Origin of the sequence: Brevundimonas sp. (assembly GCF_035935935.1) — a bacterium.
Taxonomy (GTDB): domain Bacteria; phylum Pseudomonadota; class Alphaproteobacteria; order Caulobacterales; family Caulobacteraceae; genus Brevundimonas.
The window spans coordinates 257,383-273,741 of sequence record NZ_DASYWO010000005.1; the positions used below are offsets into that span (position 1 = coordinate 257,383).

The window sequence follows — 16,359 nt, forward strand, 5'->3', positions numbered from 1 at the left end:
CTGCTTGAGGGCGGGCGTTAACCCTTGCGGCGTCGGGGTGGCGCAGGATGTCCACAGGCTGGGGATTACTTGGCGATGTTCTGCGAATGTTCACACAAACGCAGTCATTCCGCGGCCGCTCAAGGTTAAAAAGCGTCAACCAATCCCATTGTGACCCATCTGATCCCATGATATCCCAATCCTGTGATTTGGGCAGGGCGGACGCGCGCGGCGCGTTCGGGGACTTTCAGGCGGCCCTGAGAGGCCGGAAACGGGGCGGGGCGTGTTTCTCTCGACGTTCGAGAAACAACTGGACGGCAAGCGCCGCCTGCTGATCCCGCAGGAGTTCCGCACCGCCGACAACGGCGCCGAGCACCGCGTCTTCTGCTTTCCCTCCATCGAGGCCGACTGTCTGGAGGCCGGCGGCGATCACCTGTTCGCCGTCTACGTCGAGATGATCCAGTCGCTGCCGTTCGGCTCGGCCCAGAGGTCGGCGCTGGAGTGGCAGGTGCTGGGCGAGCAGAACCGGCTGGCTTTCGACGGCGGCGGGCGGATCACCCTGCCGGAGGCGCTGGTCGCCGAGGCGGGTCTGGGCGACAGCGTCATGATCGTCGGCCTGGGCGACCGCTTCCAGATCTGGAGCCGGGAGGCCTGGGCCGCGCGTCGCGCCGAGCAGCGCAAGGTGGCGCGCGAGGGTCTGGCCGAACTGGGCGCCCTGCGCCTGGCGGCGCAGCTGAAGACGCAGGGCGGCCAATGAGCGGCGCGCCTCATGTCCCGGTTCTGATCGATCAGGTGATCGCGGCGCTGTCGCCGAAGGCCGGCGAGGTGGTGGTCGACGCCACCTTCGGCGCCGGCGGCTATACGCGCGCCATTCTGGCGACCGGGGCCGAAGTGATCGGGCTTGACCGCGACCCGACGGTGCGCCCGCACGCCGAGGCCGTGGCGAAGGATTTCCCCGGGAAATTCGCGCTGGTGGAGACGGCGTTCGGGGACCTGGCGGACGCCGTCGACCGGCCGATCGACGGCGCGGTGTTCGACGTCGGCGTGTCGTCCATGCAGATCGACGAGGCGGATCGCGGCTTCTCCTTCCTGCGCGACGGGCCGCTGGACATGCGGATGTCGGGCGCCGGGCCGACGGCCGCGGACCTCGTCAACGGCTGGGACCACGGGCCGCTGGCGCACATCCTGAAGCAGTACGGCGAGGAGCGGCAGTCGGGCCGCGTGGCCACGGCCATCCTGCGCCGCCGCACGGAGCGGCCGTTCACGCGGACGCTGGACTTGGCCGAGGTGGTGGAAAAGGCGCTGGGAGGGCGGCGCGGGGCGCCGATCCATCCCGCGACGCGCACCTTTCAGGCGCTGCGCATCGCGGTGAACGACGAGCTGGGCGAGCTGGAACGGGGTCTGGTCGCCGCGGAGGCGAGGTTGAAGCCGGGCGGGCGCCTGGTGGTGGTCACCTTCCACTCGCTGGAGGACCGGATCGTGAAGGCCTTTCTGGCCGAGCGCAGCGGCAATGCGCCGGGCGGCTCGCGCCACCTGCCGCAGGCGGCGACGACGCGGGCGCCCAGCTTCACGCTGCTGTTCAAGGGCGCCCGCGAGGGCACGGAGGCGGAGATCGCCGCCAACCCGCGCGCCCGGTCGGCCAAGCTGCGCGCCGCGGTGCGGACGGACGCCCCGGCGTGGGGGATGGCCGCATGAGGACGCCCGCCGCCATCCGCCGGCTGTTCGACTGGAAGATCCGCGGCGTCCGCTGGATCGAGATCATCGGCGTGATCTGCGTCGGGGCCATGCTGTGCTCGGTCTACCTGGTGAAGGCGGGCGCGCAGCGCGAGGCGACGCGCATGGCCGAGCTGGAGGCCGAGATCGCGCAGGATCGTCAGCGGGTGCGCCTGCTGCGCGCGGAGGCGGCGCGGCTGGAAAGCCCGGCGCGCCTGGACGCCCTGTCGAAGGGGCTGGGTCTGGCCCCGATCGACGCCGACCAGCGCGTCGGCGAGGCCGAGCTGGACGAGGTCGAACCCGCGCCGGCCCCGGTCGTCTCCACGCCCGTCGTCGAGGCCGATCCGGTCGAGGAAGCGCCGCAGTGACGGCCCAGCCGCATCACCGCCCGGGTTCCGGTCCGGCCCCGCGCCTGCCGCGTCCGCCGTCGTGGCGCCGGCTGACGGCGGTGCTGTGGTGGATCGAGCATGCCTTCGAGCGGTCGCGGGCGCAGGCCCGGCCGGAGGAGGACACCCGGGTCCGCATCTTCCTGATCCTGGCGGTGTTCGCCGTGGTCTTCGCCTGCCTGGGCGTGCGCGCGGCGTGGTCGGCGCTGGCCGCGCCCGTTCTGGACGGGGCCGGGGCCGGGGTGCAGCGCCAGCTGACCCGCGGCGATCTGGTCGACCGCAACGGCCGGCTGCTGGCCACGAACGTCGTCTTCTGGGGTCTGTACGTCGATCCCGCGGAAGTCTGGGACAAGGATCAGGCGTTCGCCCAGATCCGCCGCGCCCTGCCGGAGGTCGACGCGCGTCGGCTGCGCCGGGCGCTGGACGGGGACCGCCGCGTGCTGGTCAGGGGCGCGATGACGCCGCAGCAAAAGGCGAGGGTGCACGCCCTGGGTCTGGGCGGGATCGGCTTCGAGCAGGAGGACGGCCGCGTCTATCCGCTGGGGGGCTCCGCGCGGCATGTGATCGGCGTGTCGGACGCCTGGGGCAAGGGGCTGACGGGCGCCGAGCTGGCGCTGGACGCGGACCTGACCCGGGCCGGCGTGGACGGCTCGGCCGTGCCCCTGTCGATCGACCTGCGCATCCAGGGCATCGTCGAGAGCGAACTGGCCGCGGCGATGGAGGAGACCGGCGCGAAGAACGGCGTCGCCCTGGTCACCAACGTGCACACCGGCGAGATCCTGGCCATGGCCAGCTGGCCGACGACGCAGGCGAAGAACCTGGCGACCTCGGGCCACTACGAGATGGGCTCGGTGTTCAAGAGCTTCACCGTGGCGGCCGGCATCGACCGCGGCCTGGCCGACATGGAGACCACCTTCGACGCCTCGCAGGCGCTGGTGATCGGCAACCGACGCATCACCGACTTCCATGCGCAGAACCGCGTGATGACGCTGGAGGACGTCTACATCCACTCGTCCAACATCGGCACCTCGCAGCTGGCGATGCAGCTGGGGCCGGAGGGGATGAAGGGTTATTTCCAGCGGCTGGGGTTGCTGAACGCCGCGCCGCTGGAGCTGAAGGAATCCGCCGCGCCGGTCCTGCCGCGGGAATGGTCGAACTCCACGCTGGCGTCGCTGTCGTTCGGCTACGGCATCATGGTCACGCCGGTGCAGGCGGTCGCCGCCATGGGCGCCCTGACCAACGGCGGCTTCTACGTGCCGCTGTCGATCCGCAAGGGCGGGGCCGGCGCCGAGCCGGTGCGGGTGGTGCAGGCCTCGACCAGCGTCATGCTGCTGGACCTGATGCGCCGCAACGTGGTGCGCGGGTCGGGCACGCGCGCCGACGCCCCGGGGCTGCGGGTCGGCGGCAAGACCGGCTCGGCCAACAAGTGGACCGGCACGCGGTACGACTCGACGCTGGGGGTCGGCAGCTTCGCGGCCGTGTTCCCGACAGACGGGCCGCTGGACGGCCCGCGGTACGCCATCTTCGTGCTGGTCGACGAGCCGTCGAACGGCCCTCGCACCGGGGGTTTCGTGGCCGCGCCCGCCGTGGGCCGCATCGCCGACCGCATCGCGCCGCTGGTGGGCGTGGAACGCCGCGCCGACCGCTGGCGCACCGCCGACGGCGAGAAGATCCCGACGCTCGAGGACATGGAGCGCGATCTGGGATGAGCGCCCTGCGGCTGTCCGACATCCTGCGCCGCGACGTGCCCGCCGACCCGGTGATCACCGGGGTGACGGCCGACAGCCGGCGCGTGGACGCGGGCACGCTGTTCGTCGCCCTGCCGGGCGCGACGACCGACGGTCGCGCCTTCATCCCGCAGGCGCTGGCGCAGGGCGCCGCGGCCGTGCTGGCGCCGGCGGACACGCCGCGGGACGCCGCGCCGGTGCTGGTCACCTCGGTGGACGTGCGGCGGGCCTATGCGCTGGCGGCCCGCGGCTTCTACGGCGCGCAGCCGAAGACCTGCGTGGCGGTGACGGGGACCAACGGCAAGACCTCGGTCGCCGCCTTCTGCCGCCAGATCTGGGCGCGCATGGGCCACGCCTCGGCCAGCATGGGCACCCTGGGCACGGTGATGCAGACCGGCGTCGCGCTGGACAGTCTGACGCCGCCCGGCCTGACCAGCCCCGACGCCGGCGACGCCGCCCGGCTGACGGCCGAACTGGCGGCCCGCGGCGTGACCCACCTGGCGCTGGAGGCGTCCAGCCACGGCATCGACCAGCGCCGGCTGGACGGGGTCAGGCTGAGCGCGGCCGGGTTCACCAACCTGACGCAGGATCACCTCGACTATCACGGCGACATGGACGGCTATCGCGCCGCCAAGCTGAGACTGTTCGAGACGCTGCTGCCGCGCGGCCGGACGGCGGTGCTGAACGCCGACAGCGACGCCTATTCGCGCTTCGCCGCGGCGGGGCTGATGTCCGGACTGGGCATCTACGGCGTGGGCGAGCGCGGACGGGACCTGACGCTGACGCGGCGGCTGGCCGTGCCGGAGGGTCAGCGGCTGACGATCGACGCGGGCGGCGCGACGCACGAGGTGCTGCTGCCCCTGGCCGGAGCCTTCCAGGCGTCGAACGCCCTGGTGGCGGCGGGCCTGTGCGTGGCGTCGGGGTCGGCGGTGGAGGACGTGCTGGCGGCGCTGGAGCACCTGCAGGGAGCCGAGGGGCGGCTGCAACGCGTGCGCGGGCCGCAGGCCGGACCTGAGGTCTACGTCGACTACGCCCACACCCCGGACGGGCTGGAAACGGTGCTGACGGCCCTGCGGCCGCACGCGCGTGGACGGCTGATCGTCGTCTTCGGCGCGGGCGGCGACCGGGACAGGGGCAAGCGCCCGCTGATGGGGGAGGTCGCGGCGCGTCTGGCGGACGTGGCCGTGGTCACCGACGACAACCCCCGCTCGGAAGACCCGGCCGCCATCCGCGCCGAGGTGCTGAAGGGCGCCGTCGGGGCCGAGCAGATCGGCGACCGACGCAAGGCCATCTTCCACGCCGTGCAGATGGGCCGCGCGGGAGATGTGGTGGTCGTCGCGGGAAAGGGGCATGAGAGGGGGCAGATCGTGGGCGCCACGACTCATCCCTTCGACGACGTCGCCGTCGCAGCCGAGGCCCTGAACGTGCATGCCTGAGACCGTCCGACCGCTGTGGACCGCCACGGACGTCGCCCTGGCCGTCGGGGGGCGCATCGAGGGCGGGGCGTTCGAGGCGAACGGCGTGACGTTCAACAGCCGCGAGGTCGAGCCGGGCGATCTGTTCGTGGCCCTGCGCGGGGCGCGGGACGGGCATGAGTTCGTCGGCGCCGCATTCGAGGCCGGCGCGGCGGGCGCGCTGGTCGAACGCGCGGTGGACGGCGGGCCCTGCATCGTCGTGGACGACGCGTTGAAGGCGCTGGAAAGATTGGGCGCGGCCGCACGGGACCGGGCGCCCGCGGTCCGCCGCGGCGCGGTGACCGGCAGCGTCGGCAAGACCAGCGTCACCCAGGCCATCAAGGCCGGTCTGGATCTGGCCGGCCCGGCGCACGGATCGGTCAAGAGCTTCAACAACCACATCGGCGTGCCGCTGACGCTGGCCCGCATGCCGGCGACGGTGGAACGGGCGATCTTCGAGATCGGCATGAACGCGCCGGGCGAGATCGGGCCGCTGGCGCGGATGGTCCAGCCGCACGCCGCCTGCGTGACGACGGTCGGGCCGGTCCACATCGAGGCCTTCGACGACGGCGAGGCCGGGGTGGCGCGCGAGAAGGCGGCCATCTTCGAGGGGCTGGGCCCTGGCGGCACGGCCGTGATCAACGCCGACAACGCCTGGCTGGAGACGCTGCGCGGCGCGGCCCTGCGCCGCGGCGCGCGGGTGCTGACGTTCGGCACGGCGGCGGACTGCGCCGCCCGGCTGATCGACTTCATTCCCGACGCGGACGGCGCGCGGGTCGAGGCCTCGGTGCTGGGACGCGATCACGTCTTCCGCCTGCGCCAGTCGGGATTCCACTGGGGCCTGAACAGTCTGGCGGTGCTGCTGATGCTGGACGCGCTGGACGTGCCGGTCGACGTGGGGCTGGAGGCGCTGGCGAACTTTTCGCCGCTGGCCGGGCGGGGTCAGGTCCGGACCGTGCGCCTGCCGCGCGGGGCCTTCACCCTGATCGACGAGAGCTACAACGCCAATCCGCTGTCGATGAAGGCGGGCTTCGCCAGTCTGGGCGCGCGGGCGATCGAGCCCGGCGGCCGGCGCATCGTGATGCTGACGGACATGCTGGAACTGGGCGGCCAGTCACGGGCGCTGCACGCCGGTCTGGCGGAGGCGATCGAGGCGGCGGGCCTCGACGTGGTTCATACCGCCGGCCCGGAAATGCGGGCGCTGCATGAGGCCGTGGCCCCGGAACGACGCGGCGAATGGCGCGCGACCGCGGCCGATCTGGCCGACGTGGTCGGCGACCTGGTCCGTCCGCGCGACGTGGTCATGGTCAAGGGATCGAACGGATCGAAGGCGTCGCACGTGGCGCGCGCGCTGGCCGATCTGGATCGGGGCGACGAAGAGGGGACCGCCTGATGTTCTACCTGCTGTACCTCTACTACGCCGACGTGGCGCAGGATTATCCCCTGCTGAACCTGGTCCAGTACCAGACCGTGCGGGTGGCGCTGGCCATGGCCACGGCGATGATCGTGGCGGTCGCCATGGGCAGCCGCTTCATCGCCTGGATGCGTCAGAAGCAGGGGAAGGGCCAGCCCATCCGCGACGACGGCCCGGTCAGCCACCTGTCGAAGGTCGGCACGCCGACCATGGGCGGGCTGATGATCCTGGCGGGCATCGCCGCGGCCGTCTTCCTGTGGGGCGATCTGACCAACCCCTACATCTGGATCGTGTCCCTCGTGACGGCGGCCTTCGCCGTGCTGGGCTTCATCGACGACTACGCCAAGGTCACCAAGCAGACGTCGGCCGGACTGACGTCGAAGCAGAAGCTGTTCTGGCAAACCGTCGTCGCGGTGATCGCCGGCGTGCTGACGGTGCTGTGGATGTGGCGGTCGCCCACGTCGCCGGGGCTGGAGACGTCGATCGCCTTTCCCTTCTTCAAGGACGTGCTGCTGAACGTCGGCTGGTTCTACGTGGCCTTCGCCGCCTTCACGATCGTGGGTTTCTCCAACGCCGTGAACCTGACGGACGGGCTGGACGGGCTGGCCATCGTGCCGGTGATGATGGCGTCGGCCGCGTTCGGGGTGATCGCCTACCTGGCCGGCAACTTCATCTTCTCGGACTATCTGGGCATTCACCATGTGCCGGGGTCGGGCGAGCTGGCGGTGTTTCTGGCGGCCATCATCGGCGGGGGCACGGGCTTCCTCTGGTATAACGCCCCGCCGGCCAAGATCTTCATGGGCGACACCGGATCGCTGGCGCTGGGCGGATCGCTGGGCGCCGTGGCGGTGATGACCAAGCACGAGCTCGTGCTGGGCATCGTCGGCGGCCTGTTCGTGCTGGAAGCGGCGTCGGTGATGATCCAGGTCGGCTACTTCAAGGCCACGAAGAAGCGCATCTTCCTGATGGCGCCGATCCACCATCATTTCGAAAAGCTGGGCTGGCCGGAATCCACGGTGGTGATCCGGTTCTGGATCGTCTCGGCCATGCTGGCGCTGGCGGGACTGGCGACGCTGAAGCTGCGCTGAGATGATCGCGGTCCCGGGGTTCGAGGGGCGGCGCGTCGCGGTCTTCGGACTGGGGCGGTCGGGGCTGACGGCGGCGCGGGCGCTGAAGGCCGGCGGGGCCGAGCCCGTGCTGTGGGACGACGGCATCTCCAGCCGCATGCAGGCCGAGGCGGAAGGCTTCCCGGTCGAGGACCTGACGGCCGCAGACTGGAGCCGGTTCGCCGCCCTGGTGCTGTCGCCCGGCGTGCCGCTGACGCATCCGAAACCGCACTGGACGGTCGACAGGGCGACGGCCGCGGGCGTCGAGATCGTCGGTGACGTGGAGCTGTTCGCCCGGGCGCTGACGGCGTTGGCGGAAGGCGAGCGGCCCAAGGTGGTCGCCATCACCGGCACCAACGGCAAATCCACCACGACGGCGCTGACGGCGTGGGTGCTGAAGCAGGCCGGGCTGACCGTGCACATGGGCGGCAACATCGGCATCGGCGTGCTGGCCCTGCCGGCGCCGACGCCGGATGCGGTCTACGTGATCGAAGTCTCCAGCTATCAGCTGGACCTGACGACCAGCTTCGCGCCCGACGTGGCCGTGCTGACGAACATCACGCCGGATCATCTCGACCGACACGGCGGGATGGAGGGGTACGTCGCGGCGAAGGCGCGAATATTCGCCAATCTGCGAGACGGACAGACGGCGCTGGTGGGCGTGGATGAGGATTGGGGGCGCGGAGTGCTGGCGCGCTTGCCGCAGGGGGCGGCGGTGCGCTCGTTCCCTTCCTCACTCCCGGGCGAAGGTGGCTCGCGGAGCGAGACGGATGGGGGGGGCAGCGGGGAAGGAATGCTGTTGGCGGCCCCGGGGCAGGTCATCGCGGCCGGTCAGATCATCGACCTGATCCCCGCCCGCTCCCTCGCCGGTCGGCACAACGCTCAGAACGCGGCCTTCGCCTATGGGGCGGCGCGGGCGCTGGGGGTGGGGCATGACGCGGCCGTCGCCGGCCTTCTCTCCTTCCCCGGCCTCGCGCACCGGATGGAGCCTGTCGGCCGCCTTGGAAACGTCAGCTTCGTCAACGATTCCAAGGCCACCAACGCCGACGCGGCGCGGCAGGCGCTGGCCAGCTACGAGCGGACGTTCTGGATAGCCGGCGGACGCGCCAAGGCCGGCGGCATCGACGACCTGGACGATCTGTTCCCGCGCGTGCAGGAAGCCTTTCTGATCGGCGAGGCGGCGGGACCGTTCGCCGCGGCGCTGGGCGAGACCCCGCACCGGATCAGCGGCGACATGACGACGGCGGTGGGCCATGCCTATCACGCCGCCGCCGCGACGGGCCGCGAAGAGGTCGTGCTGCTCAGCCCCGCGGCGGCCAGTTTCGACCAGTTTCCGGACTTCGAGGCGCGGGGAGAGGCGTTCCGCGCCGCGGTGCTTAACCTCGGGGCCACACCTTTCGGACATGGTTGACGGAAGATGACCAGCCAGGCCTACACACCCGCCTTTTCCCGATCCGACCAGAGCGCCGTCGCCAAATGGTTCTGGACGGTGGACCGCGGCCTGCTGGGCGCGGCGTTGGCGCTGATGGCCATCGGCGTGTCGCTGTCGTTCGCTTCCAGCCCGGCGGCGATCCTGGCGGAGGACGGGATCACCGACCCCTTCCACTATTCGATCCGGATGATCGTCTTCGTCTCGCTGGGACTGGGCGCCATGCTGACGACGTCGCTGCTGAGCCCGCGCGGGGTGCGGCGCATCGCGGTGCTGGCGCTGCTGGGCGCGATCGGCGTGATGATCCTGCTGCCCTTCATCGGACACGAGGCCAAAGGCGCGGCGCGGTGGATCAACATCGGACCGTTCGGTCTGCAGCCCAGCGAATTCGCCAAGCCCGCCATCATCGTCTTTTCAGCCTGGATGTTCGCCGAGGCGCAGAAGGGGCAGGGCGTGCCGGGCGTGACGATCGCCTTCGTGGCCTATGCGATGACGGTGGGGCTGCTGCTGATGCAGCCGGACATCGGCCAGACGCTTCTGATCACCACCACCTTCATGGCCGTCTTCTTCATGGCGGGCGTGCCGTTCAAATGGATGGCGGCCCTGGGCGGTCTGGTTCTGGCGGGCGTGTTCGGCCTGTACTTCGCTTTCGATCACGTGCGGGCGCGGGTGGCGAAGTTCGTGTCGCCGGGGGTCGAGGACACGCACCAGATCGACCGGGCTTCGGAGGCCATCCGCGCCGGCGGTCTGGTCGGCCGGGGCGTCGGCGAGGGCGTGATGAAGCGCCATGTGCCCGACCTGCACACCGATTTCATCTACTCCGTCGGGGCGGAGGAGTTCGGCCTGATGCTGTCGCTGCTGATCATCGGCCTGTACGCCTTCATCATCGTGAGGGGGCTGAGCCGGGCGCTGCGGCTGCGCGATCCGTTCGAGCAGACGGCGGCGGCGGGCCTGTTCATGCTGATCGGCCTGCAGGCCTGCATCAACGTGGCGGTGAACCTGAACCTGATCCCGACCAAGGGGATGACCCTGCCGTTCATCAGCTATGGCGGCTCGTCGATGCTGGCGATGGGGCTGACCATGGGCTTCGCGCTGGCGCTGACCCGCAAGCGGCCGGGGGCGTATGAGCCCGGGCCGATGCAGTGGCCGTGGGTGGGCATGATGCGGCGGCTGCGGGCATGAGCCGGACCTGCGTCGTCGCCGCCGGGGGCACGGGCGGCCACATGTTTCCGGCCGAGGCCCTGGCCCGCGAGATGGCGGGCCGGGGCTGGCGCGTGATCCTGGCGACGGATCATCGCGGCGAGAAGTTCGCGCATGGCTTTCCGGCCGACGACCGGATGTTTCTGGACGCCGCGACGGGGCGCGGGCCGCTGGGTCTGATCAAGGCGGGGCTGGCGACGCTAAAGGGCGCGGGACAGGCGCGCGCGGCGTTCCGCAAGGCGGACGTGCGGGTCGTCGTCGGCTTCGGAGGCTATCCGTCGGCGCCGGCGCTGATCGCCGCCCTGACGGCGCGGCTGCCGACCGTGATCCACGAACAGAACGCCGTGCTGGGCCGCACCAACCGCTTGCTGGCCGGGCGCGTGGACGAGGTGGCCTCGGGCTTCCCCGTCGGCGGCCGCGACGGCGTGCACGTCGTGGGCAGTCCCGTGCGGCCGGAGATCCGTCCGCTGTTCGACCGCGCCTGGACGCCGCCGACGGACGGAGGGCCCATCCGCGTGCTGGTGACGGGCGGCAGCCAGGGCGCGCGCCTGCTGTCGGAGGCCGTGCCGGAGGCGCTGGCGGCCCTGCCGGAGACGCTGCGCCGCCGGCTGGAAGTGTTCCAGCAGTCGCGGGCGGAAACGCTGGAGGCCGCGCGGCAGGTCTATCTGGACGCGGGAATCCGGGCCGAGATCGCGCCCTTCTTCCGCGACATGGCCGGCCTGCTGGCGACCACGCATTTGCTGGTGGGACGGGCGGGCGCCTCCACCTGCGCCGAGATCGCGGTGGCGGCGACGCCGTCGGTGTTGATCCCGCTGGCCATCGCCACCGACGATCATCAGACGCAGAACGCCCGCTCCCTGGTGGAAGCGGGCGCCGCGATCAGCGTTCGTGAAGCCGAGGCGACGCCGGAGCGTCTGGCCTCGATCCTGCGGGACGTTCTGGCCGATCCGGCGCGCCTGACCGCCATGTCGGCGGGCGCGCGCGCGGTGGCCATCCCCGATGCGGCCGGTCGCCTCGCCGATCTGGTCGAGACGACCGTCGCGAAGCGAGGCTGAGCCTTAGGCCAGCACGGCGTCGATGCAGACTTCCAGCCCCGGACCCCAGGTCCAGATGATCTGGTTCTTGGCGTCGGCGCCCGAGGCGGCGTCGACGCGCGACAGGATTTCGTCGGCCTGGGCGGCGGCGCGTTCGATGATCTGGTCCTGGTTGAGGCCCGAGTTCATGCCCTCGGCGCGGGTGATCATTTCGACCATGCCCATCTGGAAGGCCTCGACCTCGTCCTGGGCCGTCAGCTGCTTCGACTGGGCGAAGAACATGGCGGCGCAGGTGACGGTGTTGTCGAAGGACAGCGGGTCCTGGGCGGCGGGGGCGGCCGGGGCCGACAGGGCGGCGGCGGCGGCGAGGGCGGCGAGGATCATGGTCTTTTTCTTTCGATGATGCGGGACGGAAGGTCCTTTGGAGCCATGATGGCGCCGCTTGGCCCGCCTGCCCAGCAGCGTTGCTGGAAAGAGACGCGACCTGTTGCGCAGACGCCGCGTTTCGATGAACGGCGGTATGACGTCCTTCGGGCGACGGCGACACTGACCAGTTCTGACGCCGAGGATCCGTTAACCGCGTCGGGGAACCGGACCTTCAGCGCCGTCCGGGCAGGATGGCGGCATGTTCGAAGAGACCCTGGGCCTTCCGGCCGCCATGGCGACCCCCGATCGACGGCGCGCGGCGCGCCGCCCCCACCGGCACGCGCGGCGGGCTGACGAGCGGGTGACCGTGCTGGGCGAAAGCATGGACCTCGTGCGCCCGGAAGAGGTCATGCTGTGGATGCGGCGCTGGATCGGGGACGGCCGCAAGGCGGTCGTGGCGAACCATAACCTGCACAGCCTCGCGCTGATGCGGTCGACGCCGGAACTGCGCCGCTTCTATCAGCGCGCGGATCTGATCGAGGTGGATTCGCGGCCCCTGCTGGCGTTCGCGCGCCTTCTGCGACTGGCCGCGCGGCCGATGCATCGGTGCACCTATCTGGACTGGCGCGACCATTTCTGGAGCCTGGCGGATCGGGAGAACTGGCGGGTCTTCTACCTGGGCGGCGCGCCCGGCGTGGCGGAGGAAGCGGCCCGGCGTATCGGACGCGCGCGTCCCGGAGCCGTCATCGGCGCGCGCCACGGGCATTTCGACGCCGCGGCCGGATCGGCGGACAATGCGGACATTCTCGGCGAGATCGCGCGCTTCAGGCCGAACGTGCTGATGGTCGGCATGGGCATGCCGCGGCAGGAACTGTGGATCGCCGATCACCTCGACGCCCTGCCGGACTGCGTCGTGCTGAACGTCGGAGCCGCCTTCGACTATGAGGCCGGCGTGCAGAAGGCCGCGCCGCGCTGGATGGGACGACTGGGGCTGGAGTGGCTGTTCCGGCTGGTCGCCGATCCGGCGCGGCTGTTCCATCGGTACGTGGTCGAGCCGTGGGCGCTGGCGGGACCCGCGCTGGCGGACGTGCGGCGCGCGCTGGCGCGCTAGGCCACCAGCGTCTCGGCCTGTTTCAGGTCGACGCCGACCAACTGGGACACGCCGCGCTCCGGCATGGTGACGCCGTAGAGGCGATCCATCCGGCTCATGGTCACCGGGTTGTGGGTGATGACGATGAAGCGCGTGTCGGTGCGCTTGCGCATCTCGTCCAGCATGCGACAGAAGCGGTCGACGTTGGCGTCGTCCAGCGGGGCGTCGACCTCGTCCAGCACGCAGACGGGCGCCGGGTTGGCCAGGAAGACGGCGAAGATCAGGGCGGCGGCCGTCAGGGCCTGCTCGCCGCCGGACATCAGCGACATGACGGCCAGACGCTTGCCGGGCGGGCAGGCGAAGATCTCCAGACCGGCTTCCAGCGGATCGTCGCTCTCGACCAGCTTCAGCTCGGCCTGACCGCCGTCGAACAGGGCCTCGAACAGCGTCTTGAAGTTCGCATTGATGACGTCGAACGCGGCCAGCAGGCGCTCCCGGCCTTCGGCGTTCAGTTCGTCGATGCCGTCGCGCAGTTTGGCGATGGCCGAGGTGAGGTCGGCGCGTTCGCCGCGCATGGTCTGCAGCCGGTCCTCGCTCTCGCGCGCCTCTTCCTCGGCCAGCAGGTTGACCGCACCCAGCGCCTCGCGCTCTCGCTCCAGGCCATACAACAGGCTTTCGGCGCCGGCGGCGTCCGGGGGACGGGCGATGGCGTCGTCGGTGAGTTTCTGGCCCAGGTCGTCCGGCGACATCCGGGCGGTCTCGCGCACCTTGCGGTCGGCCTCGGCCAGACGGGCGGCGGCGGCCTCGGCGTGGGCGGCCATGCCTGCGCGAACCTCGCGGGCCTTGCCCGCCTCGGACTCGGCGGCGCGGGCTTCCCGATCCGCCTCCTGCGCCGCGCCCTCGGCGACCGCCATGGCGTCGGCGGCGGCCTTGCGGCGGGTCTCGGCCGAAGTGAGGGCGTCCAGAAGGCCGGAGCGCTTCAGCGCCAGCGCGTCCGGCTGGGCGCGGGCGGTCTCGAGCAGCGACAGGACGCGCGTCGCGTCGCCCTGCAGGGTGGCGACGCGCGCCGCGCCGTTGCGGGCGCGGGCGTCCCAGCCCTGACGCGCCTGCCGCTGCGCGGTCAGTCGCTGCTCACGCGAGGCGTGGTCGCGGGCCTCGGCGTCGCGGGCGGCGCGGGCCGCGGCGGCGGCCTGACGCGCCGCCTCGGCCGCGGCGCGGGCGTCGGCCAGCTCCGCACGCAGGGCGTCGAGCGTTCCGGAAGCGCCGTCGCCGGCACGGGCTGCGTCGAGCGCCTTTTCGGCCTCGACGAGTTCGGCTTCGAGGCGAGAGGCGGTCTCCGCCAGCGCCTGGGCCCGCGCCTCGCGGCGAGCCTGTTCCCGGTCGAGGCCTTCGGCTCGGTCGCGGGCGGCCGTCAGCGCCTTGTCGGCGGCGAAGGGCGCCTGACGAACGGTCTTCAGCTCCTCCTCGGCGGCGCGGAAGGCGTCGACGGCGGCCTTGAGGGCGGTCTGCTGCGCCTCCAGCGTCGGCTTGCCGGAGTCGATCTCCGCCTCCAGCTCCGACAGGCGCGTGCGCTGGGCCAGCCGGATCGCGGCCGGCCGGGGCGCCGAGGCACGCGCCACGAAGCCGTCCCAACGGAACAGGTCGCCCTCGCGGGTGACCAGACGGGCGCCGACCGGCAGGGACGTCGCCAGGGCCGCCGCCTTCGCCGCGTCGGCCACGCCGCACAGCGCCAGGCGCGCGGCGAGTTGGGGCGGAGCGCTCACGTGGTCGGCGAGGGGGGCGACGCCCGCGGGCCAGACGGGCGCGACCGGGTCGGCGCCCGCCCAGTGGACGGCGGCCTTCGGGTCCAGCGCGGCGTCGAGGTCGTCGCCCAAGGCGGCGGCGAGCGCGGCCTCGTAGCCCTTTGCGGCCGAAACCTGATCCAGCGCCGGGGCGTGATCGCGACGGGCGGAGGTGAGGAGCTGGGCCAGACCGCGGGCTTCGGTCTGAAGACGCCCCAAGCGGTCCTCGGCGGCGCGCGCGACCGTGCGGGCCTCCTGCTCGGCGCGGGCCAGATCGCCGCGGCGGGTTTCGGCCGCCTCGACCGCCGCGCGGGCGGCGGACAGGTCGGCCTGCGCCGTTTCGACGGCGGCGCGGGCCTCGGCCAGCTCCGGGGTTTCCAGCGGGCCCAGGGCCAGTCGCTCGCGCTCGGTCTGCTCTAGCTGGGCGCGCACGCGGCCGACCCGGGATTCGGCGTCGCGCAGGCGGGCGGTCTCCGCGGCGACCCGGGCCTCGGTCGCGGCCACGGCGCCGGCGCGGCGCTCGACCTCGGCGTCCGCCTCGGCGCGGTCGCTCTCGGCCTGCGACAGGGCGGTTTCGAGCTCGGGGCCCCGTTGCGGAGCGGCGGCGATCTCGGCCTGCAAGGCCTCCAGCGCCTCGTCCAGCCGCGCCAGTTCGGCCCGCGCGTCGCGGGCCAGAGCCTCTTCGCGCTCAACGTCGGCGGCGATGCGGACGCCTTCCGCCTCCAGGCGTTCGACCTCGGCGCGGGCCTGCTGCTCGGCCATGTCGAGGCGGTCGCGCTCCAGCGTGGCGCGATGCAGCAGGGCGGCGGCTACGGCGTCCTCTTCGCGGGCCGGCTTCATGGCCTCCTGCGCCCTGAGCGCCGCCGTCTGCGCCCGCGCGGCGGCGGAGGCGGTCTCGGCCACGGCGCGGTCGGCCTGAGCCAGTTCGTCGCGCGCCTGCGCGTCGGCGACGCGAGCGTCGTTCCAGCGCACCCAGACCAAGGCCGACTGCAGGGCGCGGATTTCGGCGGAGATCTTCTTGTACTTCTCGGCCTGTCGCGCCTCGCGCTTGAGTCGGGAGAGGTTTCCCTCGATCTCCTTGCCGATGTCCTCCAGCCGTTCGAGGTTGGTTTCGGCCGCGCGCAGGCGCAGTTCGGCCTCATGACGGCGGGTGTGAAGGCCGGCCACGCCGCCGGCCTCTTCGAGGATGCGGCGGCGGTTCTGGGGGCGGGCGGCGATCAGCTCGCTTATCTGGCCCTGGCGGACCAGCGCGGGCGAGTTGGCGCCGGTGGACGCGTCGGCGAACAGCAGCTGGACGTCGCGGGCCCGCACCTCCTTGCCGTTGATGCGGTAGGTGGAGCCGGAGCCACGGTCGATGCGGCGCGACACCTCCAGCACCGCCGCGTCGGTGAAGGGCTGCGGCGCGCGGCGCTGGGCGTTGTCGATCGTCAGCTGGACCTCGGCCCAGTTCCGGGCCGGGCGCTCCGCCGCGCCGGCGAAGATGACGTCCTCCATGCCCTGGCCGCGCATGGCCTTGGCCGAGTTGGCGCCCATCACCCAGCGCATGGATTCCAGCACGTTGGACTTGCCGCAGCCGTTGGGCCCCACGATGCCGGTCAGCCCGGGCTCGATGAAGACCTCCGTCGGGTCGACGAAGGACTTGAAGCCGACGAGCCGGAGGCGCTGGAACTGCATGGGTCC

General features: G+C 72.1%; 13 protein-coding genes. 11 read left to right on the plus strand and 2 right to left on the minus strand.

Annotated features, from left to right (window positions below):
- Positions 1-262: 262 nt before the first annotated feature.
- From VGR32_RS06055 to murG, 10 genes are read left to right on the plus strand one after another with little or no spacing between them, the layout of a single operon-like run.
- On the plus strand, positions 263-736 hold the full coding sequence (locus VGR32_RS06055; protein ID WP_327449101.1) for a division/cell wall cluster transcriptional repressor MraZ: 474 nt from the start codon (positions 263-265) through the stop codon (positions 734-736).
- The gene (gene rsmH, locus VGR32_RS06060; protein WP_327449103.1) at positions 733-1,674 is read left to right on the plus strand and encodes a 16S rRNA (cytosine(1402)-N(4))-methyltransferase RsmH; all 942 of its coding nucleotides are present in this window, start codon (positions 733-735) and stop codon (positions 1,672-1,674) included. The genes VGR32_RS06055 and rsmH overlap by 4 nt, the downstream gene beginning before the upstream one ends.
- Positions 1,671-2,060, plus strand: a complete 390-nt coding sequence (ftsL, locus tag VGR32_RS06065) for a cell division protein FtsL (RefSeq protein WP_327449105.1) — start codon at positions 1,671-1,673, stop codon at positions 2,058-2,060. Before rsmH ends, ftsL begins: the two co-directional genes overlap by 4 nt.
- Positions 2,057-3,787 carry a penicillin-binding protein 2 gene (locus VGR32_RS06070; RefSeq protein WP_327449107.1) on the plus strand — a complete coding sequence of 577 codons (1,731 nt, stop codon included), beginning with the start codon at positions 2,057-2,059 and terminating at the stop codon, positions 3,785-3,787. Before ftsL ends, VGR32_RS06070 begins: the two co-directional genes overlap by 4 nt.
- Positions 3,784-5,241: a UDP-N-acetylmuramoyl-L-alanyl-D-glutamate--2,6-diaminopimelate ligase gene (locus VGR32_RS06075; RefSeq protein WP_327449109.1), complete on the plus strand. Its 1,458-nt coding sequence runs from the start codon at positions 3,784-3,786 to the stop codon at positions 5,239-5,241. The genes VGR32_RS06070 and VGR32_RS06075 overlap by 4 nt, the downstream gene beginning before the upstream one ends.
- Positions 5,234-6,652, plus strand: a complete 1,419-nt coding sequence (locus tag VGR32_RS06080; protein ID WP_327449111.1) for a UDP-N-acetylmuramoyl-tripeptide--D-alanyl-D-alanine ligase — start codon at positions 5,234-5,236, stop codon at positions 6,650-6,652. Before VGR32_RS06075 ends, VGR32_RS06080 begins: the two co-directional genes overlap by 8 nt.
- On the plus strand, positions 6,652-7,761 hold the full coding sequence (gene mraY / locus VGR32_RS06085; RefSeq protein WP_327449113.1) for a phospho-N-acetylmuramoyl-pentapeptide-transferase: 1,110 nt from the start codon (positions 6,652-6,654) through the stop codon (positions 7,759-7,761). The genes VGR32_RS06080 and mraY overlap by 1 nt, the downstream gene beginning before the upstream one ends.
- Position 7,762: 1 nt before the next feature.
- Positions 7,763-9,190, plus strand: a complete 1,428-nt coding sequence (gene murD / locus VGR32_RS06090; protein WP_327449115.1) for a UDP-N-acetylmuramoyl-L-alanine--D-glutamate ligase — start codon at positions 7,763-7,765, stop codon at positions 9,188-9,190.
- A gap of 6 nt (positions 9,191-9,196) precedes the next feature.
- Positions 9,197-10,390, plus strand: coding sequence for a putative peptidoglycan glycosyltransferase FtsW (locus VGR32_RS06095; RefSeq protein ID WP_327449117.1), 1,194 nt, complete (start codon positions 9,197-9,199; stop codon positions 10,388-10,390).
- On the plus strand, positions 10,387-11,463 hold the full coding sequence (gene murG, locus VGR32_RS06100; protein WP_327449119.1) for an undecaprenyldiphospho-muramoylpentapeptide beta-N-acetylglucosaminyltransferase: 1,077 nt from the start codon (positions 10,387-10,389) through the stop codon (positions 11,461-11,463). Before VGR32_RS06095 ends, murG begins: the two co-directional genes overlap by 4 nt.
- 3 nt (positions 11,464-11,466) lie before the next feature.
- Here murG and VGR32_RS06105 read toward each other — a convergent pair whose 3' ends face one another.
- Positions 11,467-11,826, minus strand: coding sequence for a hypothetical protein (locus VGR32_RS06105; protein WP_327449121.1), 360 nt, complete (start codon positions 11,824-11,826; stop codon positions 11,467-11,469).
- 241 nt (positions 11,827-12,067) lie between these two features.
- Here VGR32_RS06105 and VGR32_RS06110 point away from each other — a divergent pair, with 241 nt between their 5' ends.
- On the plus strand, positions 12,068-12,919 hold the full coding sequence (locus VGR32_RS06110) for a WecB/TagA/CpsF family glycosyltransferase (RefSeq protein WP_327449123.1): 852 nt from the start codon (positions 12,068-12,070) through the stop codon (positions 12,917-12,919).
- Here the strand turns inward: VGR32_RS06110 and VGR32_RS06115 are convergent.
- Positions 12,916-16,353, minus strand: a complete 3,438-nt coding sequence (locus VGR32_RS06115) for an AAA family ATPase (protein WP_327449125.1) — start codon at positions 16,351-16,353, stop codon at positions 12,916-12,918. The genes VGR32_RS06110 and VGR32_RS06115 overlap by 4 nt on opposite strands.
- Positions 16,354-16,359 lie beyond the last annotated feature (6 nt).